At 62.5% G+C, this 23,562-nt stretch carries 19 protein-coding genes, 1 tRNA gene and 2 pseudogenes; 15 read left to right on the forward strand and 7 right to left on the reverse strand.

Translation table 11 applies throughout. The features are described 5' to 3' along the window. The first annotated feature begins 572 nt into the window (after nucleotides 1-572). Nucleotides 573-1,514, forward strand: coding sequence for a hypothetical protein (locus tag ACWF6P_RS02180; protein ID WP_452619804.1), 942 nt, complete (start codon nucleotides 573-575; stop codon nucleotides 1,512-1,514). 912 nt (nucleotides 1,515-2,426) lie between these two features. Beyond that, a pseudogene (locus tag ACWF6P_RS02185) lies at nucleotides 2,427-2,676 on the forward strand (hypothetical protein). 31 nt (nucleotides 2,677-2,707) lie between these two features. Here the strand turns inward: ACWF6P_RS02185 and ACWF6P_RS02190 are convergent. Further along, the gene (locus tag ACWF6P_RS02190) at nucleotides 2,708-3,067 is read right to left on the reverse strand and encodes a histone-like nucleoid-structuring protein Lsr2 (RefSeq protein WP_452619805.1); all 360 of its coding nucleotides are present in this window, start codon (nucleotides 3,065-3,067) and stop codon (nucleotides 2,708-2,710) included. A 313-nt stretch (nucleotides 3,068-3,380) separates the two neighbouring features. Here ACWF6P_RS02190 and ACWF6P_RS02195 point away from each other — a divergent pair. Both ACWF6P_RS02195 and ACWF6P_RS02200 read left to right on the forward strand, forming a co-directional pair. Next, nucleotides 3,381-3,920: pseudogene (locus ACWF6P_RS02195) on the forward strand (recombinase family protein). A 421-nt stretch (nucleotides 3,921-4,341) separates the two neighbouring features. Then, nucleotides 4,342-4,683: a hypothetical protein gene (locus ACWF6P_RS02200; protein WP_452619806.1), complete on the forward strand. Its 342-nt coding sequence runs from the start codon at nucleotides 4,342-4,344 to the stop codon at nucleotides 4,681-4,683. Nucleotides 4,684-4,735: 52 nt separating this feature from the next. Here ACWF6P_RS02200 and ACWF6P_RS02205 read toward each other — a convergent pair. Continuing rightward, nucleotides 4,736-4,821, reverse strand: a tRNA-Leu gene (locus ACWF6P_RS02205). 254 nt (nucleotides 4,822-5,075) lie between these two features. Between ACWF6P_RS02205 and ACWF6P_RS02210 the strand changes: the two genes are divergently transcribed. The 7 genes from ACWF6P_RS02210 to pknB all read left to right on the forward strand — a co-directional run bounded on the left by ACWF6P_RS02210 (nucleotide 5,076) and on the right by pknB (nucleotide 14,764). Continuing rightward, nucleotides 5,076-6,494, forward strand: coding sequence for a DUF3662 and FHA domain-containing protein (locus ACWF6P_RS02210; protein WP_050656362.1), 1,419 nt, complete (start codon nucleotides 5,076-5,078; stop codon nucleotides 6,492-6,494). 186 nt (nucleotides 6,495-6,680) lie between these two features. Further along, complete coding sequence (locus ACWF6P_RS02215) at nucleotides 6,681-7,145, forward strand: FHA domain-containing protein FhaB/FipA (RefSeq protein ID WP_003943418.1); 465 nt, start codon at nucleotides 6,681-6,683, stop codon at nucleotides 7,143-7,145. Next, complete coding sequence (locus tag ACWF6P_RS02220; RefSeq protein ID WP_452619808.1) at nucleotides 7,142-8,566, forward strand: protein phosphatase 2C domain-containing protein; 1,425 nt, start codon at nucleotides 7,142-7,144, stop codon at nucleotides 8,564-8,566. The genes ACWF6P_RS02215 and ACWF6P_RS02220 overlap by 4 nt, the downstream gene beginning before the upstream one ends. Continuing rightward, nucleotides 8,566-10,017, forward strand: coding sequence for an FtsW/RodA/SpoVE family cell cycle protein (locus tag ACWF6P_RS02225; protein ID WP_007735775.1), 1,452 nt, complete (start codon nucleotides 8,566-8,568; stop codon nucleotides 10,015-10,017). The genes ACWF6P_RS02220 and ACWF6P_RS02225 overlap by 1 nt, the downstream gene beginning before the upstream one ends. Then, the gene (locus tag ACWF6P_RS02230; protein ID WP_452619809.1) at nucleotides 10,014-11,480 is read left to right on the forward strand and encodes a peptidoglycan D,D-transpeptidase FtsI family protein; all 1,467 of its coding nucleotides are present in this window, start codon (nucleotides 10,014-10,016) and stop codon (nucleotides 11,478-11,480) included. The genes ACWF6P_RS02225 and ACWF6P_RS02230 overlap by 4 nt, the downstream gene beginning before the upstream one ends. Before the next feature lie 3 nt (nucleotides 11,481-11,483). Beyond that, entirely contained in the window at nucleotides 11,484-12,842 is a 1,359-nt protein-coding gene (locus ACWF6P_RS02235; protein ID WP_452619810.1) for a protein kinase domain-containing protein, read from the forward strand. After that, the gene (gene pknB / locus ACWF6P_RS02240) at nucleotides 12,839-14,764 is read left to right on the forward strand and encodes a Stk1 family PASTA domain-containing Ser/Thr kinase (protein WP_452619811.1); all 1,926 of its coding nucleotides are present in this window, start codon (nucleotides 12,839-12,841) and stop codon (nucleotides 14,762-14,764) included. The genes ACWF6P_RS02235 and pknB overlap by 4 nt, the downstream gene beginning before the upstream one ends. Before the next feature lie 58 nt (nucleotides 14,765-14,822). Here the strand turns inward: pknB and ACWF6P_RS02245 are convergent, their stop codons facing one another. Then, entirely contained in the window at nucleotides 14,823-15,488 is a 666-nt protein-coding gene (locus tag ACWF6P_RS02245; RefSeq protein ID WP_003942537.1) for an aminodeoxychorismate/anthranilate synthase component II, read from the reverse strand. Nucleotides 15,489-15,510: 22 nt separating this feature from the next. After that, complete coding sequence (locus ACWF6P_RS02250; RefSeq protein WP_003942461.1) at nucleotides 15,511-16,224, reverse strand: DUF881 domain-containing protein; 714 nt, start codon at nucleotides 16,222-16,224, stop codon at nucleotides 15,511-15,513. A gap of 102 nt (nucleotides 16,225-16,326) precedes the next feature. Here ACWF6P_RS02250 and crgA point away from each other — a divergent pair, with 102 nt between their 5' ends. The 3 genes from crgA (at nucleotide 16,327) to ACWF6P_RS02265 (ending at nucleotide 17,810) form a co-directional block, all read left to right on the forward strand. Beyond that, nucleotides 16,327-16,590: a cell division protein CrgA gene (gene crgA, locus ACWF6P_RS02255; RefSeq protein ID WP_003942576.1), complete on the forward strand. Its 264-nt coding sequence runs from the start codon at nucleotides 16,327-16,329 to the stop codon at nucleotides 16,588-16,590. A gap of 107 nt (nucleotides 16,591-16,697) precedes the next feature. After that, nucleotides 16,698-17,189, forward strand: a complete 492-nt coding sequence (locus ACWF6P_RS02260; protein WP_452619812.1) for a PH domain-containing protein — start codon at nucleotides 16,698-16,700, stop codon at nucleotides 17,187-17,189. Nucleotides 17,190-17,198: 9 nt separating this feature from the next. After that, nucleotides 17,199-17,810, forward strand: coding sequence for a TetR/AcrR family transcriptional regulator (locus ACWF6P_RS02265; protein ID WP_452619813.1), 612 nt, complete (start codon nucleotides 17,199-17,201; stop codon nucleotides 17,808-17,810). Here ACWF6P_RS02265 and ACWF6P_RS02270 read toward each other — a convergent pair. Then, the gene (locus tag ACWF6P_RS02270; protein ID WP_452619814.1) at nucleotides 17,803-18,651 is read right to left on the reverse strand and encodes a TauD/TfdA family dioxygenase; all 849 of its coding nucleotides are present in this window, start codon (nucleotides 18,649-18,651) and stop codon (nucleotides 17,803-17,805) included. The two genes, ACWF6P_RS02265 and ACWF6P_RS02270, sit on opposite strands and share 8 nt — an antisense overlap. 106 nt (nucleotides 18,652-18,757) lie before the next feature. Next, entirely contained in the window at nucleotides 18,758-20,125 is a 1,368-nt protein-coding gene (locus ACWF6P_RS02275) for an FAD-binding oxidoreductase (RefSeq protein ID WP_378647435.1), read from the reverse strand. Nucleotides 20,126-20,251: 126 nt separating this feature from the next. On the opposite strand from ACWF6P_RS02275, the gene ACWF6P_RS02280 reads away from it, so the two are divergent. After that, nucleotides 20,252-22,117: a helix-turn-helix domain-containing protein gene (locus tag ACWF6P_RS02280; RefSeq protein WP_452619815.1), complete on the forward strand. Its 1,866-nt coding sequence runs from the start codon at nucleotides 20,252-20,254 to the stop codon at nucleotides 22,115-22,117. Here ACWF6P_RS02280 and ACWF6P_RS02285 read toward each other — a convergent pair. Then, complete coding sequence (locus ACWF6P_RS02285) at nucleotides 22,108-23,451, reverse strand: MFS transporter (protein ID WP_452619816.1); 1,344 nt, start codon at nucleotides 23,449-23,451, stop codon at nucleotides 22,108-22,110. The two genes, ACWF6P_RS02280 and ACWF6P_RS02285, sit on opposite strands and share 10 nt — an antisense overlap. Nucleotides 23,452-23,562: the final 111 nt, after the last annotated feature.

Genomic DNA, 23,562 nt, shown 5'->3' on the forward strand with positions numbered 1-23,562 from the left:
TAACGGGTACCGCCTCGCCGTGTGGTGAGCCCAGGACCACCCACCGAACGAACGCCACACCATCTCCGCGGATCGATCGACCCTCTAGAGAGGTATCCAAATGATCTGCGATGTTGCGCTGCAGAATCTAGGTGCTCGCCGTCGCAGCGGACCGTGTGAATCCCCCAACCGTTTCCATGTAACCCGCGACCCGCCGAGGACCAATCACACGTCCATCTGACGCTGAACATTCCACCACCGGGTGCTGCCGGTCTCGGCCGATTGGGCTCCCCTGGGGCCTCGCATAGCGAATGTTCTCAGCGCCAGCGGAACCCGTTCCAGACGAGGACGGTGACGCGCTCCTGGGGGTCCGTCTTCAGTTGCCGCTGCGGTCCGTCGACGATCGGCTTACGGACTGGCGACAACAGGCGGCCATTGTCAATCTTGTTGGCACGAGTGGAACAAACCCGAATCCAGAACCTCAGCTACGTACAACTCAATTTAGTCCAATCGTGGCAGGCGGAGCCCAGTGATCAAGGCCACCGAAAATGGGGGACGTAAGATACTCGAAAACTAATAACCAGGAGAGATGCATGTCAATCGACAACCCCGAAGATGGCCGTTTCTCCACTCCAGGACCAATCTCACCTGAGCCAACCTCGGGAGATTCGGTACGAGAAACGGAACACACGATCGCTGTCGCTCAAGTAACCTTCGAGGGCTTGTTCGCCCCCGACTCAGTCAGGCAGGCGGTCAATGAATCGTGGACTCCTGGACTGAACAAAGATCTTTATCGCAGGCGATGGATACTCACAAAAATTTTGGAGGAGTCAACTCAGGGGTACTTCGGAAAAATTGGGTTCGTTCGTGAAGATGAGGTCAACACACTTGCATACGATGAAGAAAAAGGCGACTTCATTGAGGGCCAAGCCCCTACAGGTGTTACGGTACCCTTTTTCCTCTCAAGCGATGGACGGATTAGCTTTCAGCTAATTTCGAACGTTGTACGGGAATCTACTTTTATTCGCGCATTCAGTGAACTTATGAACTCCAGCGATGCAAATTTTGATTGGGTTCTTACCCCTCTCGCGTACGAGTTCGAATACGATAACTGGATACAAACCGTGGAGCGCGTCACTCGATTTGATTTCACTCTCGATCGCCCCAACCCCCACTATGGAGATGACTATTTAATCGAAAAACTGGTCGAAGAAACTCGAGTCGAGCATCTGCGGCTGGCGGGAGTTGCACCGACCGATGGAGAGATAAATACAGATTCAGAACCTTTTTTGCAGGCACTGGATCATGTAATTCGTAACTATGGGCGAGCCACTTTGACTGGAGTGGACGACAAGAATGATGAAACAGTGTGGACGAAAGCTAAGGGAGTCGCATCCAAGACGCTGGCAAAAATTAGGACACGCGGTCCGGGCCCTCAAGCAACCCAAGACGAGCTCATATACGCTGTATCGACTTTACCTGCTGGTTCAACCCCCATGGTCATGAACGATGCTCCCGATGAAATCGCCGGGTAAGCAGGGCTGGCACGCACTTACGCGAAACTGGGACCTTTGCGTAAGTGCCTTGTTAGCCATTTCCTTCTGCGTCACTTCGTGGATTCGGGGCGAGGAACTCAAGGGAATTGGACCCATCTTGATCGCAGGAGTTGCGGCTGGCGTTGCAATTGGGGCGACAACACTAGTTGCGAGTCGATGGGTCACCGACTTACTTACTAAGGGGGAGTATGGCGAATTAGTTCGTGCGATCGATTGGGATGAATCAAGAGTTCGACACCCCTACGAGATTGTTTCTACCGCTTCGTTCTCCATGGCAAGTTTATCCATTGTCAACATCCTAATATATCAGGCAATCCCATCCAATCTTCTCATAATTTTAACTTCGATCATACTCGGATTGGGAATGTATGCAATTTTGGGATCAATTACACTTATTCGAATAACGCGACGCCATTCATCCCGTGCTGCGAAAATTAGATCCATCAAAGAAAAAAATGTTCGAGATCAAAGGATGTACAAGCGAAATAAGGAAAATGATAAGTAATTCACTTATCATTTTCGCGCAGGCCTTCCCGTCAAGGGAGACCTCAATGTCGCCAATCCTGTGTTGATCGGTTTGCGTCGAGATCGTCGACGAGTCGGCGAGTCGGCGAATGGCCATTCGGACACAGCAAATTCTCATCGCTGAATGCGGAATGAGTATCTCGTTACTATTATATGCAGTATCAGATACATCGATTTGTTTATTCTGTCGCCTCACCCACCGCTCACCACGCAGTCGGCCTCGAGCGCGCCAACAGCGGTCTCGGCAGCCGATCGGACCCGACTTTCGGCGTCACCGAACGATGTTTCATAAACGACCGTTTTTGAAACACCAGTGATCGTTGGCTGAGGAGGCGGCCTGGCGGCGTCTCTGCCAGAATCAGATCTATGCCCGACTCTGACGCTCAACCTACCGATCCCATCGCAGTCGGTTCCAGGGTCACCGTGATCCGGACCTCCGGATCACGGTCTCGCGATACCAAACCGCAGGTCGGCACCGTGGTCGAGGACTTCGCCGATACCGTCATCGACGACACTGACCTGGGTCGGGATTGGGCACCGGTGAAACGGTGGGCGATCGCCCCTCGACGACGGTCGATTGGTCTTCGCCGCCGAGGGCGGTCTCGAACTAGCCTGATATCAGCAAACGACGATGCGGTTCACAAGCCTCAGTGTGCGGCGTCGAAAGCATCGATGACGTCGGCTCTGACTCTTCCGCGTGGGGAGACGTCGAAGCCGTTCTTGCCAGCCCATTCCCGGATCGCTTTGAGCTGTTCGGCTGATCGACCGGAGCCTGACGGCTTGGTCGCAGCGGAGACTTTCGCACGGGCTTTGCCGGCAGAGGAGACTTTCTCGGCGACCTTGATATACGGGGCGAAGGCAGCTTCGATCTTGTCGGCATTGGTGGGCCGAAGATCAATTCGATAATCAGCACCCTGATAGGAGAAGGTGACCTCGTGCCCTAATCCCGTGTCGATAGGTTTCCCGTCGAGATCGTCGATAAGTTGACGAATAAATAGTTCAGCCACAGGGATTCCTCTTCGTTGCATGCCGAATGAATATCACGTTCATGTTATCCGAATTATCAAATAATATTGGACACCCTGCTGTCGCCGCGCGGGTCAGCAACCGTGCCGGCGACCTCAAGCACACACTCGTGTCGGGTTCGGCAGTCGATCGGCTCCGATTTTCGGCGTCATCGAACGACGTTTCATAAACGCTCGTATTTGAAACATCGAAGACAATTTTCTGTGAGCTGGTCGAAGATCTGTTCCGAAACTCGTGTCCAAAACCGATGGTCCAATATGTAGCCTGTCGGTGAGTTCTGGAAATTGCTGTCTCATGGGTGAACTTTTGGGCTACGCGAGGGTCTCGACTACCGATCAGAGCGTCGATCCGCAGAGCGACGCTTGAGCGCCGGCTGTTTCAAGGTCTGGGCCGAAACCGCATCCGGCGCAACCACCACCCGGCCGCAACTGATGGATCTCCTGTCGCATCTTCGCGACGGAGACACCCTTGTCGTCTGGCGCCTCGACCGGTTGGGACGCTAACTGCCCCACCTGCTGCAAACTGTCGAAGATCTCGCCGCCCGCGGAGTCGGCTTCAAATCGTTGACCGAAGCGATCGACACCACCACCTCCCGCGGGAAACTCATCTTCTCCTATCTTCTGCGCACTCGCAGAATTCGAACGCAACCTGATCCGAGAACGCACCCAAGTCGGCCTCGCCGCCGCACGAACCCGCACCGGCGGCCGGCCCCCGAAGATGACATCGACGAAACTCGCATAGGCACAACGTATGCGGGAAAATGGAATGCATCTCATCGACATCGCCGAAATCATCAGCGTCGGACGAACCACTCTGTACCGACACTTCAAGTAGATATGCGCACTTTCAGCCGGGCGGTTCGACGGACGCATCTCCCGGTAGTCCTAGGTTCCAGTACATCGTTCGCCCTGGGGGTATCGCACCAAAGGAGGACATATTTTCTTCATCCACACAGGGAACACTCTTACGATCCACTCCTCGCCAGCCTTCCAATACCATTTCGACGCGATGCCTCCTACCTGGCTCCGTGGTGATCCAGTTGGCCGGCGTCTTATTAATCGTCGTTCATGGTCGAATCTCTTTGTCGTTCTCGTGGCCTACGTCCATCCCCACAACTCCAGAACGGCGAAGCACTTCGTGCCGAACCACCCCACCATGGAGTGAATGTCCGTTATCTTCCTCGATAGTGGTTGCAATCTCCTGGCTGCTTGGCATCCCGCGCACGGATGCTGTCACCACGAAAGGGAGCACATCTGTGAATGGACCCGCAACGCCTACTCGTTTGTCCCGGACCACCGCGGCCCTCGGTGTCGGCGCGCTCGCTGCCGCGATCACCTTCGGCAGTGCAGTTGGTACTGCATCAGCCGACACCCCGGTCGCTGACTTCGGCAGTATCTCGTTCTCGGTGACCAACGGCCCCGACAACACCATCTACGACATCAACGCCATCATCAATCTCCCACCCGGCACATTGCCGCCAGGGATGATGAACCCTCAGATCACTGCGCCCGCCGCGGCCACTCAACCAGTCAACGACTCCTTTGAAGGCACCGCACTGGACTTCGTTCTGAGCTTCATTCAGGCTGCGGCCAGATAGCCGACAACAAAAACGAGGCTACAAACTCGCTAGAGTTTGTAGCCTCGTCTTGTGGTGGGCGAAGGGGGACTTGAACCCCCACGTCCCTAAGGACACTGGCACCTGAAGCCAGCGCGTCTGCCATTCCGCCACTCGCCCGAGCAACGCCGAAACATTATCACGACAAACTTTGAAAGTTCTATTCGTGCAGCTCAGGGCACGAATAGGTGAACACCGAGCACCCGAAAGCCCAGAACCGATACCATGCTGAAACAGCGGCCAGGTACTGCCGAAGCGACATTTGACAGTACCGTGGAACCTGTACAGCAGTTTGGACGACACGCGACAAGGCGGTGCCGGCGCTACTTGCCGAGCATTTTGCCGTCGTAGATGCGAGGCGAGAGGAGGGCCCGATGGGCATCGTGCAGCGTTTCGAACGAAAGCTCCAAGGAGCTGTCGGCGACGCATTCGCGCGGGTCTTCGGTGGTGGTGTTGTGCCGCAGGAAGTAGAGGCGGCGCTCCAGCAGGAGGCACGTGACCGCGTCGAGCACCTCGGCGGCGGAATCCTTCTCGCCCCCAACAACTACGTGATCACCATCAACAACTCCGATCACGAAGAGTTGGCAGCCGATCGCGAACTGACGACCAAAGCTTTCAGCCGACACCTGCAGGATTTCATCCGCGATCAGGGTTGGCAGACGTACGGCGACATCTCGGTCACTTTCGAGCCTTCGCCTACGCTCCACACCGGTCAGTTCCGCACCCGCGGAACCGTCGACCCGGATGGTGACGCCGAGCAGGCATCGCCGCCGTCGCATGTTCCGCAGGTTTCGTCGCGGCCTCCACAACGGCCGCCTCAGCGACCCGCACCGATTGTTCCCCCTGTTTCCAATCCAGTCCCGTCACAACCAGGAGCCGGCCCCATGACGCAGAACTCAGGCTACGAACCAAGCCGCGAACCGGCGGGTCGCCAGCCCGAACCGCAGCAGCCGGCACGGAACGGGTACTCCCACGACGACGGCGGTTACGCCGCTCCGCAGGGCCAGGAAGCGCCGTACCAGAACGGTTACGACCGCGGCGACGGTTACCGCACGGGCGACGACCAGCAGGGCTACAACCAGCAGCAGGGTGGCTACGACCAGCAGGCGTACCCGAACCAGCAGCAGCCGTACGAGCAGGCCGGTTACGACCAGCAGGGCTATGACCAGCAGGGCGGCGGCTACGACCAGCAGGGTTACCAGCAGCAGCCGTACGACCAGCAGGGCTACGGCCAGCAGGCGTACCAGGGTGGGTACGACCAGCAGGGCTACCAGCAGGGCGGCTACGACCAGCAGGGTTACCAGCAGCCGTACAACGGCCAGTCCTACGATCAGCCGGGCTACGACCAGCAGAGCTACCAGCAGGGCGGCTACGACCAGCAGGCGTACACACAGCAGCCGTACGAGCAGGGTGGCTACGAGCAGGGCGGCAACTTCGAGCAGACGCAGGCCTACCCGCAGCAGGGCTACGCCCAGCCGCAGGGCGGTTACGCACCGACGGCCCAGAGCCTGACGGCAACCTTGCAGCTCGAGGACGGCAGCGGACGTCACTTCCAGCTTCGCGACGGCAGCAATGTCATCGGCCGCGGCCAGGAAGCTCAGTTCCGCCTCCCGGACACCGGCGTCTCACGTCGCCACATCGACATCCGTTGGGACGGCCGCACCGCGATGCTGTCCGATTTGGGATCCACGAACGGCACCACCGTCAACGGAGCACCGGTCCAGGACTGGCAGCTGGCAGACGGCGACATCATTCGTGCAGGTCACTCGGAGATTCTGGTTCGCATTCTCTGAGCTGAGAAACGGACGCCAGGATTTTTCCGATAACAATCGAACATTCGGCGGTCCGTCGGCGCGCCGCCGTCACGCGGCTGTCAGTATCGTGATCTTCGGGGCCCAGAGCCCCCTATGATGCTGCCAGTCGACAATGCTCGAACCCCGCTGCGGCGGGGCTCGAGCCATAGAAGGAGGTGGACAGCCGTGCAGGGCCTGATTCTGCAACTCACACGGGCGGGCTTCCTGCTCCTACTGTGGCTGTTCGTCTGGGCAGTCCTCCGCACTCTCCGCTCCGATATCTATGCCGGCTCCGGGGTCAGGGTTCCGCCGCGGTACACCCGCGCCGGAAAGGTCCTGCCCTCGCTGGGCAAGGCGAAGGTGCCTCGGTACCTGGTGGTCACGCAGGGCGCCCTCGCCGGTACCCGCATCACCCTGGGTTCTCAGCCCGTCATGATCGGCCGCGCCGACGACTCGACGCTCGTTCTCACCGACGATTACGCGTCGACGCGCCATGCGAGGCTCTCGCAGCGCGGAGCTGATTGGTACGTCGAGGATCTCGGGTCGACCAACGGCACCTATCTGGACCGCGCCAAGGTCACAACTGCGGTGCGCGTCCCGCTGGGCACTCCGGTTCGCGTCGGCAAGACGGTAATCGAGCTACGCCCGTGACCCTTGTTCTCCGCTACGCGGCGCGCAGCGACCGCGGTCTCGTGCGCTCCAATAACGAAGATTCCGTGTACGCCGGTGCACGCCTGCTGGCCTTGGCCGACGGTATGGGCGGACACGCGGCCGGTGAGGTCGCGTCGCAGTTGATGATTGCCGCTCTGGCGCATCTCGACGACGACGAGCCCGGCGAGGATCTGCTCGGCAAGCTCGAGGCAGCCACCCGCGAGGGCAACGATTCCATCGCCGATCACGTCGAGGAAGAACCCGAACTCGACGGCATGGGCACCACGCTCACCGCGATCCTCTTCTCCGGCAGCAAGCTCGGCCTCGTGCACATCGGCGACTCGCGCGCCTACCTGCTGCGCGACGACAACCTGACGCAGATCACCCGCGACGACACGTTCGTTCAGTCGCTGGTCGACGAGGGCAGGATCACCGCCGAGCAGGCCCACACTCACCCGCAGCGATCCCTGATCATGCGGGCGTTGACCGGCAACGAGATCGAGCCGACGCTCACCGTGCGCGAAGCCCGCGCCGGCGATCGTTACCTGCTCTGCTCCGACGGCCTCTCCGACGTGGTCAGCGACGAGACCATCGAGAACACGATGCGCGAGGGCTCGCAGGAGCAGTGCGCCGACCGTCTCATCGAATTGGCGCTGCGCAGCGGCGGTCCCGACAACGTCACCGTCGTCGTCGCCGATGTCATCGACCTCGATTACGGCCAGTCGCATCCCATCGTCGCGGGTGCCGCGTCGACGGAAGAGGAAGAGGACTCTCCTCCGCCCAACACCGCTGCCGGCCGCGCCGCTGCCATGCGTCCGCCGCGCGCGACGCCCAAGCGAGTTGTCTCCCAACCCGAACCGGAACCGAAGAAGAAGCGGAACCGGTTGTGGTGGGCGGTTCTCGCCGTGGTGCTGATCGCGCTGGTCGGCGTCGGCGCTGTGATCGGCCGCGCCGTCATCCGCAACAACTACTACGTCGGCGAAGACAACGGCCGCGTGACGGTGCTGCGCGGAATCCCCGGTTCGGTGCTCGGATACTCGCTGCAAGACGCGGATCTGGTGGGTTGCGTCGGCGACGACGACGTCCTGACCCTCGTCTCCCCCGACGCGATTCCCAGCAACTGCAACATCCTCGAGGTGACGGATCTGCAGCCGTCGGCGCAGGAGCAGGTGCGCGCCGGGCTGCCGTCCGGCAAGCGTGAAGATGCGCAGAGCCAGATGATCCGTCTCATCGGCGGCGATCTGCTGCCTCGTTGTGAGCCGGTTCCGACGACGACGGCCACGCCCACTCCCCCGCCGGCACCGGAGACCACGCCGCCCCCCGCACCGCCCGCGGAGCCTGTTGCGCCGACAACGGCGGCACCCACAACTACGCCTACGCCGACCGAAGTTCCCGGTCAGACTTGCAGGACGGTCAACTGATGTCGTCCAACGCAGCTGCGGGGACTGCTTTTCCGAGTCCGCCCGGAGGTTTTGCCCCGGCGCCGGTCCAGTCGACCCGTCGAAACATGGAGCTGCTGCTCCTGGGCTTTGCCGTCATCATCACGACGGTCTCGCTTCTGCTCGTCGAGGCGAGCCAGGAACAGAAGATCACTCTCGATCTGGCCAAGTACGCGCTCGCGTACACGGGCCTGTTCCTGATCGCGCACTTGGCAATTCGGCGGTATGCGCCGTACGCCGATCCGCTGTTGCTCCCGATCGTCGCCCTGCTCAACGGCCTTGGGCTGGTGCTCATCCACCGACTCGACCTCGCCGACGAACAGACAGCGCTCTACAACGGCGTCGAAGCACCGTCTCCGGATGCGAACCAGCAAGTCATGTGGACTGCGCTGGCGATCACCGGTTTTGTGCTGCTGCTCGTGTTCTTGAAGGACTACCGCCTGATGGCGCGGTTCAGCTACACACTCGGCCTCGCGGGCCTGGTGTTCCTGGCGATTCCCGCGATCCTGCCGGCGAAGTTCTCGAGCGTGAACGGCGCGAAGATCTGGATTCGCCTGCCCGGTTTCAGCATTCAGCCAGGTGAGTTCGCGAAGATCCTGCTCATCATCTTCTTCGCGTCAGTGCTCGTCGCCAAGCGCGACCTGTTCACCTCGGCCGGTAAACACTTCCTGGGCATGGATTTTCCGCGTGCCCGCGACCTCGGCCCGATCCTGCTCGCCTGGATCGTCTCGGTGGGCGTTCTCGTCTTCGAAACCGACCTCGGTACGTCGCTGCTGCTCTTCAGCACCGTGCTGGTGATGCTCTACATCGCGACCGAACGTGTGGGCTGGCTGGTGATCGGCGGCGGACTGCTCGCCATCGGATTCTTCTTCGCCTACAAGATGTTCGGTCACGTGCGCGTGCGCGTCGACACCTGGCTGGACCCGCTCGGCGACTACGCCAACACCGGTTATCAGATCTCGCAGTCGCTGTTCGGCCTGGCCACTGGTGGTATCGCCGGAACAGGTCTGGGTAGTGGTCGGCCCAACCAGGTCCCGTTCGCGAAGACGGACTTCATCATCGCGACCATCGGCGAAGAGCTCGGCCTGATCGGCCTGGCGGCTGTGCTGATGCTGTTCCTGCTTCTCATCGTGCGCGGCCTGCGTACGGCGTTGGCGGTGCGCGACAGCTTCGGCAAACTGCTCGCCGCCGGTCTGTCGTTCACGATCGCGATCCAGATCTTTGTCGTCGTCGGCGGCGTCACCAAGCTGATCCCGCTGACGGGTCTGACAACACCGTTCATGTCGTACGGCGGCTCGTCGCTGCTCGCGAACTACCTACTGCTGGCCATCCTCGTCCGGATCTCGGACGCGGCTCGTGCGCCGGTAGTGACGAAGAAGAAAGGCCCGCCCCCAATCGCTGACGCCAATACCGAGATGATGCCGCGCGTATGAACACTCCACTGCGCCGCGTCGCGATGGCCGTCATGGTGATGGTCGTCGCGCTCCTCGCCAACGCCACGTACGTACAGGTCATCAAAGCTGACGACCTGCGAGCCGACCCGCGCAACTCACGGGTGCTGCTCGACGAGTACTCACGCCAGCGAGGTCAGATCTCGGCGGCCGGACAGGTACTGGCGGCCTCCCAGGCCACCGACGACCGGTACAAGTACCTGCGCCAGTATCCGAATCCGTACCCGTACGCACCGGTCACGGGCTTCTACTCGATGCAGTACGGCAGCGCCGGCCTCGAGCGCACCGAGGATCCGATTCTCAACGGCTCGGACAACCGGCTGTTCAGCCAGCGCTTCTTCGACTTGGTCTCCGGACGCGATCCGCGCGGCGGCAACGTCGTCACGACGCTCAATCCGGCCATGCAGCAGGTGGCATACGACCAGTTGACCAGCAAGGGCTACACCGGTTCCGTCGTTGCCATCGAGCCGAGCACCGGACGCATCCTGACGATGGTCAGCACCCCGAGCTACGACCCGAACCTGCTCGCCAGCCACGACGGCGCCGAAACCACGAGGGCGTGGGACGAGCTCAACGCCGATCCCAACGATCCGCTGGTCAACCGCGCGATCTCGCAGACCTACCCGCCCGGTTCGACGTTCAAGGTGCTCACCACCGCCGCAGCACTGGGCAACGGTGCGACCCCGGACGACCAGCTGACCGCGGCGCCGCAGATCACGCTGCCCGGCACCAGCACGACCCTCGAGAACTACAACGGCAGCACCTGCGGCCCCAATCCGACGGCGTCGTTGCGTGAAGCGTTTGCGCGCTCGTGCAACACGGCCTTCGTCGAACTGGGCATCAAGGACGGCGCCGACGCCATCAAGGACGAAGCCAGCGCTTTCGGCATCGGACCCAACACTCCCGCGATCCCGCTGCCGGTCGCAGACAGCACCGTCGGCGACATCTCCGACGACGCTGCCCTCGGCCAGACCAGCATCGGCCAGCGTGACGTCGCGGTGACCCCGCTCGAAAATGCGGTGATCGCCGCGACCGTCGCAAACGGTGGTGTGCGGATGCAGCCCAACCTGATCTCCCAGTTGCAGGCACCCGATCTGACCGATCTCAGTACGCCGTCACCGGTGTCGATGGGTCAGGCGATCTCGCCGGCAGTGGCGGCAACGCTGACCGATCTGATGATCGGCTCGGAGAACTTCACCGGCGGCGACGGCAAGATCCCCGGGGTTCAGATCGCGTCCAAGACCGGTACCGCCGAGCACGGCGTGAATCCGCGGGAAACTCCGCCGCACGCCTGGTACATCGCTTTTGCACCGGCGCAGAATCCGACGGTCGCCGTGGCCGTCATCGTCGAGAACGGTGGTGACCGCGGACTTGCCGCTACCGGTGGCTCGGTTGCTGCGCCGATCGGTCGTGCAGTCATCGCAGCCGGAATCCAAGGGGGCTGAACCGTGGCGTTGAACAACGGCGCTTTGATCGCCGATCGTTACCGATTGATCCGTCTCATCGCCACCGGTGGGATGGGTCAGGTGTGGGAAGCCACCGACTCCCGGCTCAACCGTCGCGTCGCCGTCAAGGTACTCAAGTCCGAGTTCTCTTCCGATCCGGAGTTCTTGGAGCGCTTCCGCTTCGAGGCCCGCACCACCGCACAGCTCAACCATCCCGGTATCGCCGGAATCTACGACTACGGCGAGACCCGCGACAGCTCGGGTGATTCCACGGCGTACCTGGTGATGGAACTCGTCAACGGTGAACCGCTCAACGCTGTCCTGGCACGCGTCGGCCGCCTGGCGGTTCCGCATGCCCTCGACATGCTCGAGCAGACCGGCCGCGCTCTGCAGGTCGCACACGACGCCGGTGTCGTGCACCGCGATGTGAAGCCGGGCAACATCCTCATCACACCGACGGGCCAGGTGAAGATCACGGACTTCGGCATCGCCAAGGCCGTCGAGAACTCACCTGTCACGCGCACGGGAATGGTGATGGGCACTGCCCAGTACATCGCGCCCGAGCAGGCTCTCGGTCAGGACGCGACCGCGGCGAGTGACGTGTACTCGCTGGGAATCGTCGGATACGAAGCACTTTCGGGTCGACGCCCGTTCACCGGTGACGGCGCGCTGACCGTCGCGATGAAGCACGTGCAGGAAACTCCGGCGCCGATGCCGGCCGACCTGCCGCCGAACATCCGCGAGCTCATCGACATCACGTTGACCAAGGATCCGGCCGGCCGCTACGCCAGCGGTGGCGAGTTCGCCGACGCCGTCGCAGCTGTCCGCGCGGGTAGGCGTCCGCCGCCTCCTGGCGTACTCGCTACCGGCGCCGCGAGCGCGTTGCCGGCTACGGGTGCCACGCAGGTCATGCCGCCGACGTACGCGGACCCGGTGACGGGCGCAGCTGTTGCGGACGACGCGGCAGCCGGCGGAATGACCAGTGGGCAGAAGGCCGTGGCGTGGGCCGGCGGCGGATTGATCTTGTTGGCGTTGATCATCGGTGGAGTCTGGATCGCGACCGACGGTCCGAGCGACCCGACGCCGCCCGTCGTCACGTCCACGACGTTGCCGACCACGACGACGACCAAGCCCACCACGACGACGACTCGGCCGACAACGACGACCACCGAGCCGACCACCACGACGACTCGGCCGACGACAACCACGACCGAGCCCACAACCACCACAACAACGCCGACCACGACAACAACCACTCCGACGACCACAACCACCACCACGACGACAACGACGACCACAACGACCACTGAGCCGTTGGCGGATCCCGGAGACGCTGAAGAACCGCTAGGACAAGACCAATGACGACACCCCGCAATCTCTCCTCCCGCTACGAGCTGGGTGAGATTCTCGGCTTCGGCGGAATGTCCGAGGTTCACCTGGCGCGCGATCTCCGACTCAGCCGCGACGTCGCGATCAAGGTGCTGCGTGCAGACCTCGCGCGCGACCCCACGTTCTACTTGCGGTTCCGTCGTGAGGCGCAGAACGCTGCCGCGCTGAACCATCCGGCGATCGTGGCCGTCTACGACACCGGTGAAGCCGAGACCGACGCCGGGCCGCTGCCGTACATCGTCATGGAGTACGTCGACGGCGACACGTTGCGTGACATCGTGCGCAGCACCGGGCCGATGACTCCGCGCAAGGCGATGGAAGTGATCGCGGACGTCTGTGCCGCGCTGGACTTCAGCCACCGCAACGGCATCGTGCACCGCGACGTCAAGCCCGCCAACATCATGATCAACCGCGCCGGCGCCGTGAAGGTGATGGACTTCGGTATCGCACGCGCGATCTCCGACGCGTCGAGCCCGATGACGCAGACGGCGGCCGTGATCGGCACCGCTCAGTACCTGTCGCCGGAGCAGGCGCGCGGTGAGCAGGTGGACGCGCGTTCGGACGTCTACTCGCTCGGTTGTGTGCTGTTCGAGATTCTGACGGGCGAGCCGCCGTTCAAGGGTGATTCACCCGTCGCCGTGGCGTACCAGCATGTTCGTGAGGATCCGCAGACGCCGTCGGAGATCAATCCCGACATTCCGCGCGAGCTGGATTCGATCATTCTCAAGGCGATGAGCAAGAACCCGGCCAACCGCTACCAGAGCGCCGGCGACATGCGCAGCGACTTGGTGCGTGTCCTGGGCGGTCAGCGTCCGAGTGCGCCGATGGTGATGAACGACGAGGACCGCACCACCATCCTCGGCGCCGTCGGCTCCGACACCGGGAACTACCGCACTGCTCCTGATCCGGTCGAGCCGGTTGCTACGAGGACAACTCGCGCTGCCGAGCCGCCTGCCAAGAAGAAGGGCGGACGCTACGCCCTGATGGGCATCGCGGCGCTTCTGGTGATCGGTCTGGTGACGTTCTTCCTCATTCGGGTGAACTCGCCGAAGGTCGAGATGGTGACCGTTCCGGGTGACCTGACCAACCAGCCCGCCGACGTCGCCGAGGCGACGCTGACAAACGCCGGATTCCAGGTGGAGCGTCAGCAGAAGACGGACAAGGTGATCGCCGCCGGAAACGTCATCACGACGCGTCCGGTTGCCGGGGTGCGCATCGAGAAGGGCAGCACCGTCACCATCGACGTGTCCACCGGACCCGAGCAGGTCGCGATCCCGCGCCTGACCGGCCTGAGCCAGGACGACGCCGAGAAGAAGCTCAACTCCGTCGGACTCCGACTTGATCCGACCATCGGCAAGGCCGCGTCGACCATTGCCGAGGTCGACAAGATCGTCAATCAGGATCCTGCCGTCGGAGTGTCGGTTGTTCTCGATTCCGCGGTCTCGATCACCGTCGGCACCGGTCCGGAGCAGGTTCGTGTCCCGGATGTGACCGGTCAGCGTGAAGAGGTGGCGAGGCCCAACATCGAAGGGGCCGGGTTCGTCGTGCAGATCACGGAGATCGATTCGGGTCTGCCGAAGGGACAGGTTGTTTCGACCGACCCGACTGGTGGCACTTCGGCCACCAAGGGTTCGACCGTGACGCTGCGAGTGTCCAACGGCAACCAGGTCTCGATGCCTGATCTCACGAACAAGACTATTTCGGAGGCGTTGACCGCGCTTCGGGCGGCCGGCTGGGCGGGAACCGCATCGCAGCTGGTGCAGAACCAGACCACGACGCTCGTCCCGGAAATGGTGGGCAAGATCGCCTCGCAGACGCAGCCTCCGGGCTCGGAGATCTCCAAGGACGCGGTCATCACCGTCAGCGTCGGAGCGCTCGGAATCCCCGGCCGCTAGCAAAGTGAAAAAAGTGCCTCCCGGAGATTTCCGGGAGGCACTTTTTTGTGGACGGGTGTCAGAGAATTGCGGGCAATGCGCCACCGAGCGCCGACGCGACCTCGGCCTCGAGGGCTGCGACGAGTCCTTCCGGCGGCGCCTCACCGCAGACTGCGAGCCAGTTCGCGAGCATCCGGTGTCCACCCTGGGTGAGGACGGATTCGGGGTGGAACTGGACGCCGTGAATCGGCAGTTCGCGGTGACGCATCGCCATCACGACGCCGCTCTCGGTGTGGGCAGTCACCTCGAGTTCCTCGGGAATGGTGTCCTCGAGAACTGTCAGCGAGTGGTAGCGGGTAGCGGTGAACGGATCGGGCAGTCCGGCCAGGACGCCGACGTCCTTGTGGTGCACCAGACTCGTCTTGCCGTGAAGCAGTTCGGGAGCGCGGTCGACGGTTCCGCCGAAGGCCGCACCGATCGCCTGATGTCCGAGACAGACGCCGAGCAGCGGGGTCTTGGTGTCGGCGCAGACCTTCACCAGATCCATTGTCGCTCCCGCGCGCTGTGGAGTTCCGGGGCCCGGGCTCAGGAGAATGCCGTCGAACTGAGCTACTGCACCTTCGAGGTCGGCCGTCAGTTGTGGATCGTCGTTGCGCCAGACCACGGCTTCGGTTCCGAGCTGGCCGAGGTACTGCACCAGGTTGAACACAAAGCTGTCGTAGTTGTCGACGACGAGAATCCTCATGAGAGCAGGGTAAACGCCCGTGCTATCCGCCGGTATAGGCGGGGACCGTGATCTGCGACGGCGTTGCCTGCGTGTACCCGAGGCCGAAGCGGGTCGCGTACTGCTTGTAGATCCGAATGCCCGGTTCGGCAGCGAGGGCCGCCTCGAGGCGAGCAACGTCGCCGATGGCGCTCATCACGTACGGCGGGCTGTAGGTACGTCCGTGAAGAAGGAGAGTGTTTCCGATGCACCGCGGCGCCGACGTACTGATGATCCGTTGGTCCTGCATGCCCACCGCTTCGGCACCGCCCGCCCACAGCGCGTTCAGGACGCTCTGGACGTCCTGCTGATGCACGACGAGGTCGTCCGGGGTGGCGTCGACCGGATACTTGCCGTCGGCGTTGCGCGGAGCGTCCGTCATCGTGACCACGACACCAGGGCCGGTCATCTCCGTCAGTCCCGCGTCGGCGGAGATGTTCTTGATGTCACCGAGCGCCGCTGCCACGCCGGCATCGGACCGAGCGGCGTCCTGCTGCAGCGAATCGAGCTGGGCGGCAAGTTCGTCCCGGTCGGCCGAAACTTTCTCGGCATTGGCCTGGGCACTGCGAACCAGATCGGAGAGCCTGGTGCTTTCGGTGACCTGCAGCTGGTTTTCCTCGGCGGATCGTTGCGCCGTGGCGACCATCAGACCGGCTACCAGGCAGACGGCAAGTACACCGATGTGCCAGACGGTTCGTGAAGATTCACCCGAAGACACGTGGCTCCTCCCGGATTGTGCAGGTCGGCCGGTGACCAACTGGACACAGCTACGTTAGCGTGTAGGTAACACATGCAGGTCACACCGTAGAGCGAGGACGTCATGCCCAAGTCGAAGGTCCGTAAGAAGAACGACTACACAGTCAACCCGGCAAACCGCACTCCGGTGAAGGTGAAGATGGGTCCGTCGAGCACGTTGTACGTCTCGGTGATGCTCGGATTCATGCTTGTCGGCCTGGCGTGGCTGATTGTGTACTACTTGGCCGCGGATTCGATCACGTGGATGAACGACTTGGGAAACTATAACTTCCTCGTCGGCTTCGGTTTCATGGTTGTCGGCCTTGTCATGACCATGAGATGGCGCTGACCAGCGAGTATCTGATTCGACCCGGATCGTGACCGTCTTTCAATTACATGGGTGTCATTCATCCCCATTGTGGATAACTCCTGTGGACAACCTAGGAAGTTATCCACATGCTCGAGGATGAATTTCATCCACAGCCTCGTGACAACGCCACGGAGGTCGTCTCGTGGGCCACTCCGATGGGTGTTGTCTACGCGATGTTCGGCGGCGGAATTGCCCTCGCGATCGCCTCGATCGTCGCGCCCACGGAGCCGGCCGGACGCTTCCTGCTCGCCCTCGCGGTGATCGGGCTGTTCGTGATGGGCGGCCTCGCCCTGCGTCAGCGTCCCCGCCTGGCCGTGATCGAAGACGCGGGAGCCAAGTCGATCGCGGTGCAGCGACTGCGCGCCCGGCACACGTTCACTCGCGAACAGATCGACCGCGTGCGGCTTGTCCGCTACCCGCGTCTGGGTCGACGCGTCCCGATGCTCGAGATCGACATCGTCGACCGGCCCACCGACACCGAGAGGCTGTTGATCTTCGGACGCTGGGATCTCGGTACCTCGCCGGAGGACGTCCTCGACGTGCTCGCTGTCCACGGTTTGGTGCCGCCCGAGAAGTAGGGTCGAGCGGTGAGTAGTCCACCCGGGTCGCAAAGCGGTTCAGAACGCGACCGCCTTCTCGACCTCGCCGCCGACTACGTCCTCGAGTTCGGCGTCTCCTCCGCAACGCTTCGGGGGCTCAGCCGCGCACTCGGTTCCAACAATCGCATGCTTCTGTACTACTTCGGGAGCAAGGCCGGACTGCTCCTCGAGGCACTGCGCCGCGCCGGGCTTCGCTTTCCCGGGATCGCCCATCTCCTCGATCTGATCCGCGATTCCGAGATCCCCATCGCGGACCGTCTACACGACGCGTGGGGCATCCTCGCCGACCCCGAACTTGTTGCCTACCATCGACTCTTCTTCGAACTCTTCGGTGTGGCCGCATTCGACTCGGAGCAGTACCGCCCGCTCCTCGAGGGCGTAGCCAACGAATGGGCCGACGAAACTGCCCGCGCCATAGCCGAAACCGGCGTCGACGCCGAGCTTGCCGAAACGCTCGGACACGAGATCGTCGCCGCCTGGCGCGGTTTCCAGATGACGCTGATCGGTGGCGGCGACCGCGCAGTGGTCGACCGTGCCGCCCGGCATCTGACGGAATCGATTGTTGCCACCGTGCATTCTGCGGCGAGGTCGATCACATAGCGAGCGCCGCCAGGTCTGGTTGCACGATGTCGAGAGCCTGCTGCGGCACTGCCACGGCGTCGCTCGACCATCCCCAGATCGAGTACAGCTCACGGCCGGGGTCGGTGTATCCGTCGCGGCCGTGAAGCACCCGGTAGTTGTCGATGCAGATCATCTCGCCGGCTTCGGCACGGAACATCGGCCCGCTGTCTCGCACGTGAATCACGGCCTCACTCCACTGCTTCACCAGCGGCCACTGCGCTTCTTCCGATTCGCCGGCGATCGGCGCGAGATATGGGTGATACCGAACCTGGTTGCGTCCACTCGGCACCGTCCGGGCGATCGGCGCGAATGTGTTCTGCGGGAAGTTCGGTTCCGAATGGTCGATGTCTGTGCTCCAACAGAATTCGGCCAGCTCCGCAGTTGCGGGATCGAAGGCGAGCAATCGCGTCAGTTTGACCGCATCGATGAGAAACGAGTCGCCGCCACTCGGGTACGCCGGGCGCTTGCACCACAGAAACAGATAGTCGGGCGCGTAGTCACCGAACGCAAAACCGTCGTTGTGGGCAGTCATCCGCTCGCCGGAGATGCCGAACGAGCGCTTCCTGCCGCGTTCGTCCACCGGTTGGGTGTCGACGACGGCGGCCTCGGCATCCTGACTTCTTGCGCTTGCCTCGAACTGTCGGCCGACGCGAATGTACTTCTCACCGAGCAACTTCGACGCAAAGGCAATCGCGTCCTCCTCGGTGTGCAGCCCGCCGTAAACCGCGGCGCCGTCGAGTGCGATCGCAGCCCGAACCGCTGCCACCGTGTCCGCGCGCCGGGGAACGACACTTGCCTGCGTCAAGTCGGAAGAGAACATCCGTGACTCCTTACATCGAGTTGAACCAAGTGGTTCAACTCAGCGTAGGGACTCGCCGTTTCGGCGGTGTAACTCCGGAAACCGATTCGGTTACGGAGCCGGCTCTTCAGATCACCTTGCCGGGGTTCATAATTCCGTGTGGGTCGAGTGCGCCTTTGATCGCGTGATGCATCGCAACAACCGCCGGAGATAGTTCCTGCGCCAGGCCGCCCATCTTCAGCAGGCCGACTCCGTGCTCGCCGGTGACGGTTCCGCCCAGTTCGAGAGCGTTGTCGATGATCTCGGCAAAAGCGGCCTGAGCGCGTCGACGTGCCGCCTCGTCGTCGTGGGGCGTGATCAACAGCGGATGCAGGTTGCCGTCACCCGCGTGCGCGATGTTCGCGATGTGTGTGTCGTGACGGGCCGAGATGGCTTCGATCCGCGCCAACATTTCCGGGACGGCTGCCTTGGGGACGCAGATGTCCTCGGTGAGCACCGGGCCGAGCCGCTCGAGGGCGGGGTATGCCAGACGCCGGGCGGAGAACAGGGCGTCGGCTTCCTCCTGGTCGGTGGATCTCGCGCTCCAGGTTGCCCCGGACCGGTTGAAGCAGGCCAACATTCGCTCGGCTTCGGCGTCGCCGATCTCGCCCGGTGTGTCGATGCGGCCGAGCAGGACCACCTCGGCGTCGGCCGAGAGGCCCATGTTCTTCCAGGCGTCGACGGCAAGCAGGCACTGTCGGTCGATCAGCTCGAGAGCAGAGGGCGTGAGACCGTCGGCGGCTACGGCTTCGACAGCCTTACCCGCAGCGACGATGGAGTCGAAGTACCCGACGATGGTGCGTTCGGGATCGCGCTGAGGACGAAGTTTGACGGTCACCTCGGTGATCACACCGAGAGTTCCTTCGGAGCCGACCATGAGCGCCGAGAGATCAAACCCGGCCACGCCCTTGGCAGTTCGACGCCCGAGCCGAACCAGCTCGCCGGTTCCGGTGACCACCTGCATGCCCAGCACGTAGTCCTTGGTGACGCCGTACTTGACGCAGCACAGGCCGCCGGCATTGGTCGCGACATTGCCGCCGATCGTCGACCAAGGCGCGCTGGCCGGATCGGGCGGGTACCAGAGTCCGTGCTCGGCGCAGGCGTCGCGGAGGTGATCGTTGACCACTCCGGGTTCGACCACAGCCAAACGCTCGAGGGTGTTGATCTCCTTGATGGCATTCATCGCGTCGAAGGCGATCACGACGCCACCAGCGACCGCGTTGGCTCCGCCCGACAATCCGGTACCGGCGCCGCGCGTCACGACGGGCGCACCGTGGGCGATGCACGCCTGCACAACCGTCTGTACCTGCTCGGCTGTGCGCGGACGGACCACGGCGACCGGCATCTCGTAGGGAGCCCACTCGGCGTCGTCGTGGATGTAGCTCGCCATGATGTCGGGGTCGGTGATCAGTCGATCCGCATCGATCTGCGAGCTGAGCGCCTCGAGGAGTGTCATGCCTCCACGATAGTGACGGCGGCTACACCACCCCATGTAGATTTACTCCGCGAAACCGGAAACCGTATGGACATTCTCTCCATACTCATCGTTGGCCTGACAAGTTGGCCTTACAAGGGAGTGCGGATGCACGAGAACTGGCTACAGCTTCTCTTGGCCGAGGCATCCACCGAGGAACTGATCGAGCATCGCGATCAACTGGCCGCAGGCTCAGGCCCCGAGGCCGCCGCCGAGATCGAGCGAGAAGCCCGCTCGGCACTTCAGCTACGAAGTCTCCTGGCTCAGCGCCGACAGCGCGCCACCGAACTGGGGGCACTCAACGACATCGCGTCGCTGCTGACCACGATGCACGATCACCATGCCCTCCTGCAAGAGATCGTGGACCAGGCCAAACGACTACTCGGCGTCGACCTTTCGTACCTTGCTCTGATTCACGACGACATCTTGATCATCGAGGTTACGAGTGGGGCGTACACGTCCCAGCTACTCGGCCTCACGGTTCCCTTCCACGAAGGTCTGATTGGTCGCGTAGTCGAGAACTCTTCTCCCGCTTGGTCTTCCGACTACCGCAACGATCCCTCGTTTGCACACATCGGACCGGCCGACGACGCAGCGCGAGCCGAGAACATGCGCGGCCTGCTGGCCGTGCCACTGACATTGAACGGCAAGATCCTGGGTGCGCTGTGCGCCTGTAAGCGTCAGGAGCGTCGATTCGGCAATGAAGAAGTTGCGTTGCTGTCCGCACTCGCAGCCCATGCCTCGGTGGCCATCGAGAATGCCCGCTCTCTCGAACGCTATCGCGCGACGGTTGCGGAAGTGAACGCCGCGAACACCGAACTCGCCGAGCGCACAGCACTTCTCGAACAGACCCTGACCTGGGACCGTTCGCTCACTCAGGTTGTCCTGCGCGGCGGTGGTGTGCGCGAACTCGTGGAGGAAACCTCGGCGTCGACGGGCTCTCCGGTGTTCTTCGTGACCGGAACATCCGAGGTCCCGCCAGGGTTGCAACGGGTGAGCGAGAGCGTGCATCGGGTCTTCGACATCTTTTCCGCAGACCGACGCGAGCAGGAAGTGACGCTGATTGTCGGTGAGCAGTTCCTGTTCGCCACCGAAGTACGCAGTGCCGGTGACCAACTCGGAGTTCTGTTCCTACTCTCGCGCCAGGAACCCACCGCCGCAATGAGATTGGCACTCGAAAGGTCTGCTCCCGCCATTGCGCTGGCACTGGTCGGCGAGCGGGCAGCCCGCGAAGCCACCCGCCGAGCACGCGACGCGTTCCTCGTCGATCTGATCACCAGGCCTGCGCCGACGCCGGCCGAAGTCACCGGGCAGTTCCGCCTGGCCGGGCTCAATCCCGACCGCTCGTACACCGTCGTGGTGGCCCGCCCGGCCGACGCCGTAGACCGTACGCGTCGCAGTATCGAGGAAATTACATTCCCGTCGGGAACCGTTGTTGCCGAGCATGGTTCACGGGTCATCGCTTTGATTCCGGGGATGTCACCGTCAGAAGTTGCGGCAGCGTGGGTGCAGCCGGCGGAGAACCCGACCGTCGGAATCGCCGATCCCGCGGTGGGAGCGGAAGGTCTGGCGCGAGCGTATGTCGAGGCGCAGCACACCGTCGACGTCCTCGAGACGCTCGGACGGGCCTCACACGTGGAACCGGCAAGTTCACTCGGTATCTACCGAATTCTCCTCAGCCGCACCGGCCGCGACGAACTCGAATCGCTGACGCAGCGTTCCCTCGGCCCACTCCTCGAGGAGGAGCAACGACGCGGCGTTCCACTATTGGACACCCTGGCGTCATACCTCTCACACAATTGCAAGCACTCCGCGACCGCCGCCGCGCTCGCGATTCACGCCAACACCCTGTACCAACGCCTCGAGTCCATCGACAGGTTGATCGGAACACAGTGGCGTCAGCCGGACCAGGCGCTCGATCTTGCGCTCCTGATCCGGCTGCGTGCCAGTGCGGGGAAACTCGGTCAGATCTGAGCAGGCTTGCTCGATCGCTTCGCCAGCACCACTACAAGGATTGCGGCACAGAGCATCACGGCGCCCACCACCCACAGACCTGCCTTGGCATTTCCGGTCACATCGGTGAGCCAGCCGGTGATGTACGGAGCACCGAAGCCCGACGCATTGCCGATCGAGTTGATCATGGCGATACCCGCGGCCGCACTGGCACCCGTCAGGAACGTGGTGGGCAGGTACCAGAAGACGGGGAGCGCACAGAGGACACCGACAGCGGTGAGCGAGACCGCGATCATGACGGTGAACGGCGAATCCAGATACAGCGCAATCGGAATGGACACCGCACCCAAGAGCGTCGGGGCTGCGACGTGCCACATTCGTTCTCCGGTCTTGTCGGAATGGCGGCTCCACAGCACCATCGCGACGGCGCCGATCGCGTAGGGGACCGCCACGATCAGGCCTGTCTCGACGAGCGAGAAATCGGTGTCGAACGTCTGCTTGAATCCCGCGACGATGCTGGGCAGGAAGAAGCTCAAAGCGTAAAGGCCGTATGTAATTCCGAAGTAGACCAGACCGAAACCGATGACGCGGGGATCGCGCAGGGTCTTACCGGCCGACTGGTGACCGGCGTCGCCGAGTTCTTTTTCCTCGTCGGCCATCGACTTCATCAGCCAGGTGCGCTCCTCGAGGGTCAACCACTTTGCGTCGGCGGGACGATCGGTGAGGTAGAACCAGACGACAAACGCCAAGATCACGGCGGGCAGACCCTCGATCAGGTACATCACGCGCCATCCGGCCAGGCCGAACAGACCGTCGCCGTACTGGATGATGGCGGCCGAGAGTGGGGCGCCGAGCGCCGACGAGAGCGGAAGCGTCAGCAGGAACAGGCCCATCAGGCGTACGCGGTACTTCTTCGGGAACCAGAAGGTCAGGTAGAGAAGAACTCCGGGGAAGAAGCCGGCCTCGGCGATTCCCTCCAGGATGCGCAGGAAATAGAGACTGCCCACGTTGGGTACGAATGCGAGCGCAGCGGCGAGGATGCCCCAGGTGAGCATGATGCGCGCGATCCACAGCCGGGCGCCGAAGCGGTGCAGGGCCAGGTTGCTCGGCACCTCGAACAGCAGGTAGCCGACGAAGAAGAGTCCGGAGGCGAGCCCGAACATCGTCTCGGTCATCCCGAGGTCTGCGCTCATGGTGAGCTTCGCGAAAGCGATGTTCGTACGATCCAGATAGTTCACGAAATAGAGCAGGATCAGGAAGGGAATCAGCCGTCGCGCTACCTTCTTCACCACGCGAGATTCGATCTCGCTCGGCGCAACCCCACCGTCAGTGGTGGTGCTATCGGTGGAGGTCATAGCAGGGGTACTCCTCGGAAAAGGTCAGTGGTGCTATCTACGAAGTGACTCAAGCCACAGTAGAAGGACCACCGAGCTCAACCTATGTGGACAATCTCTACAGAAGCCGTC

This window comes from Rhodococcus sp. NPDC055024, from assembly GCF_053608585.1.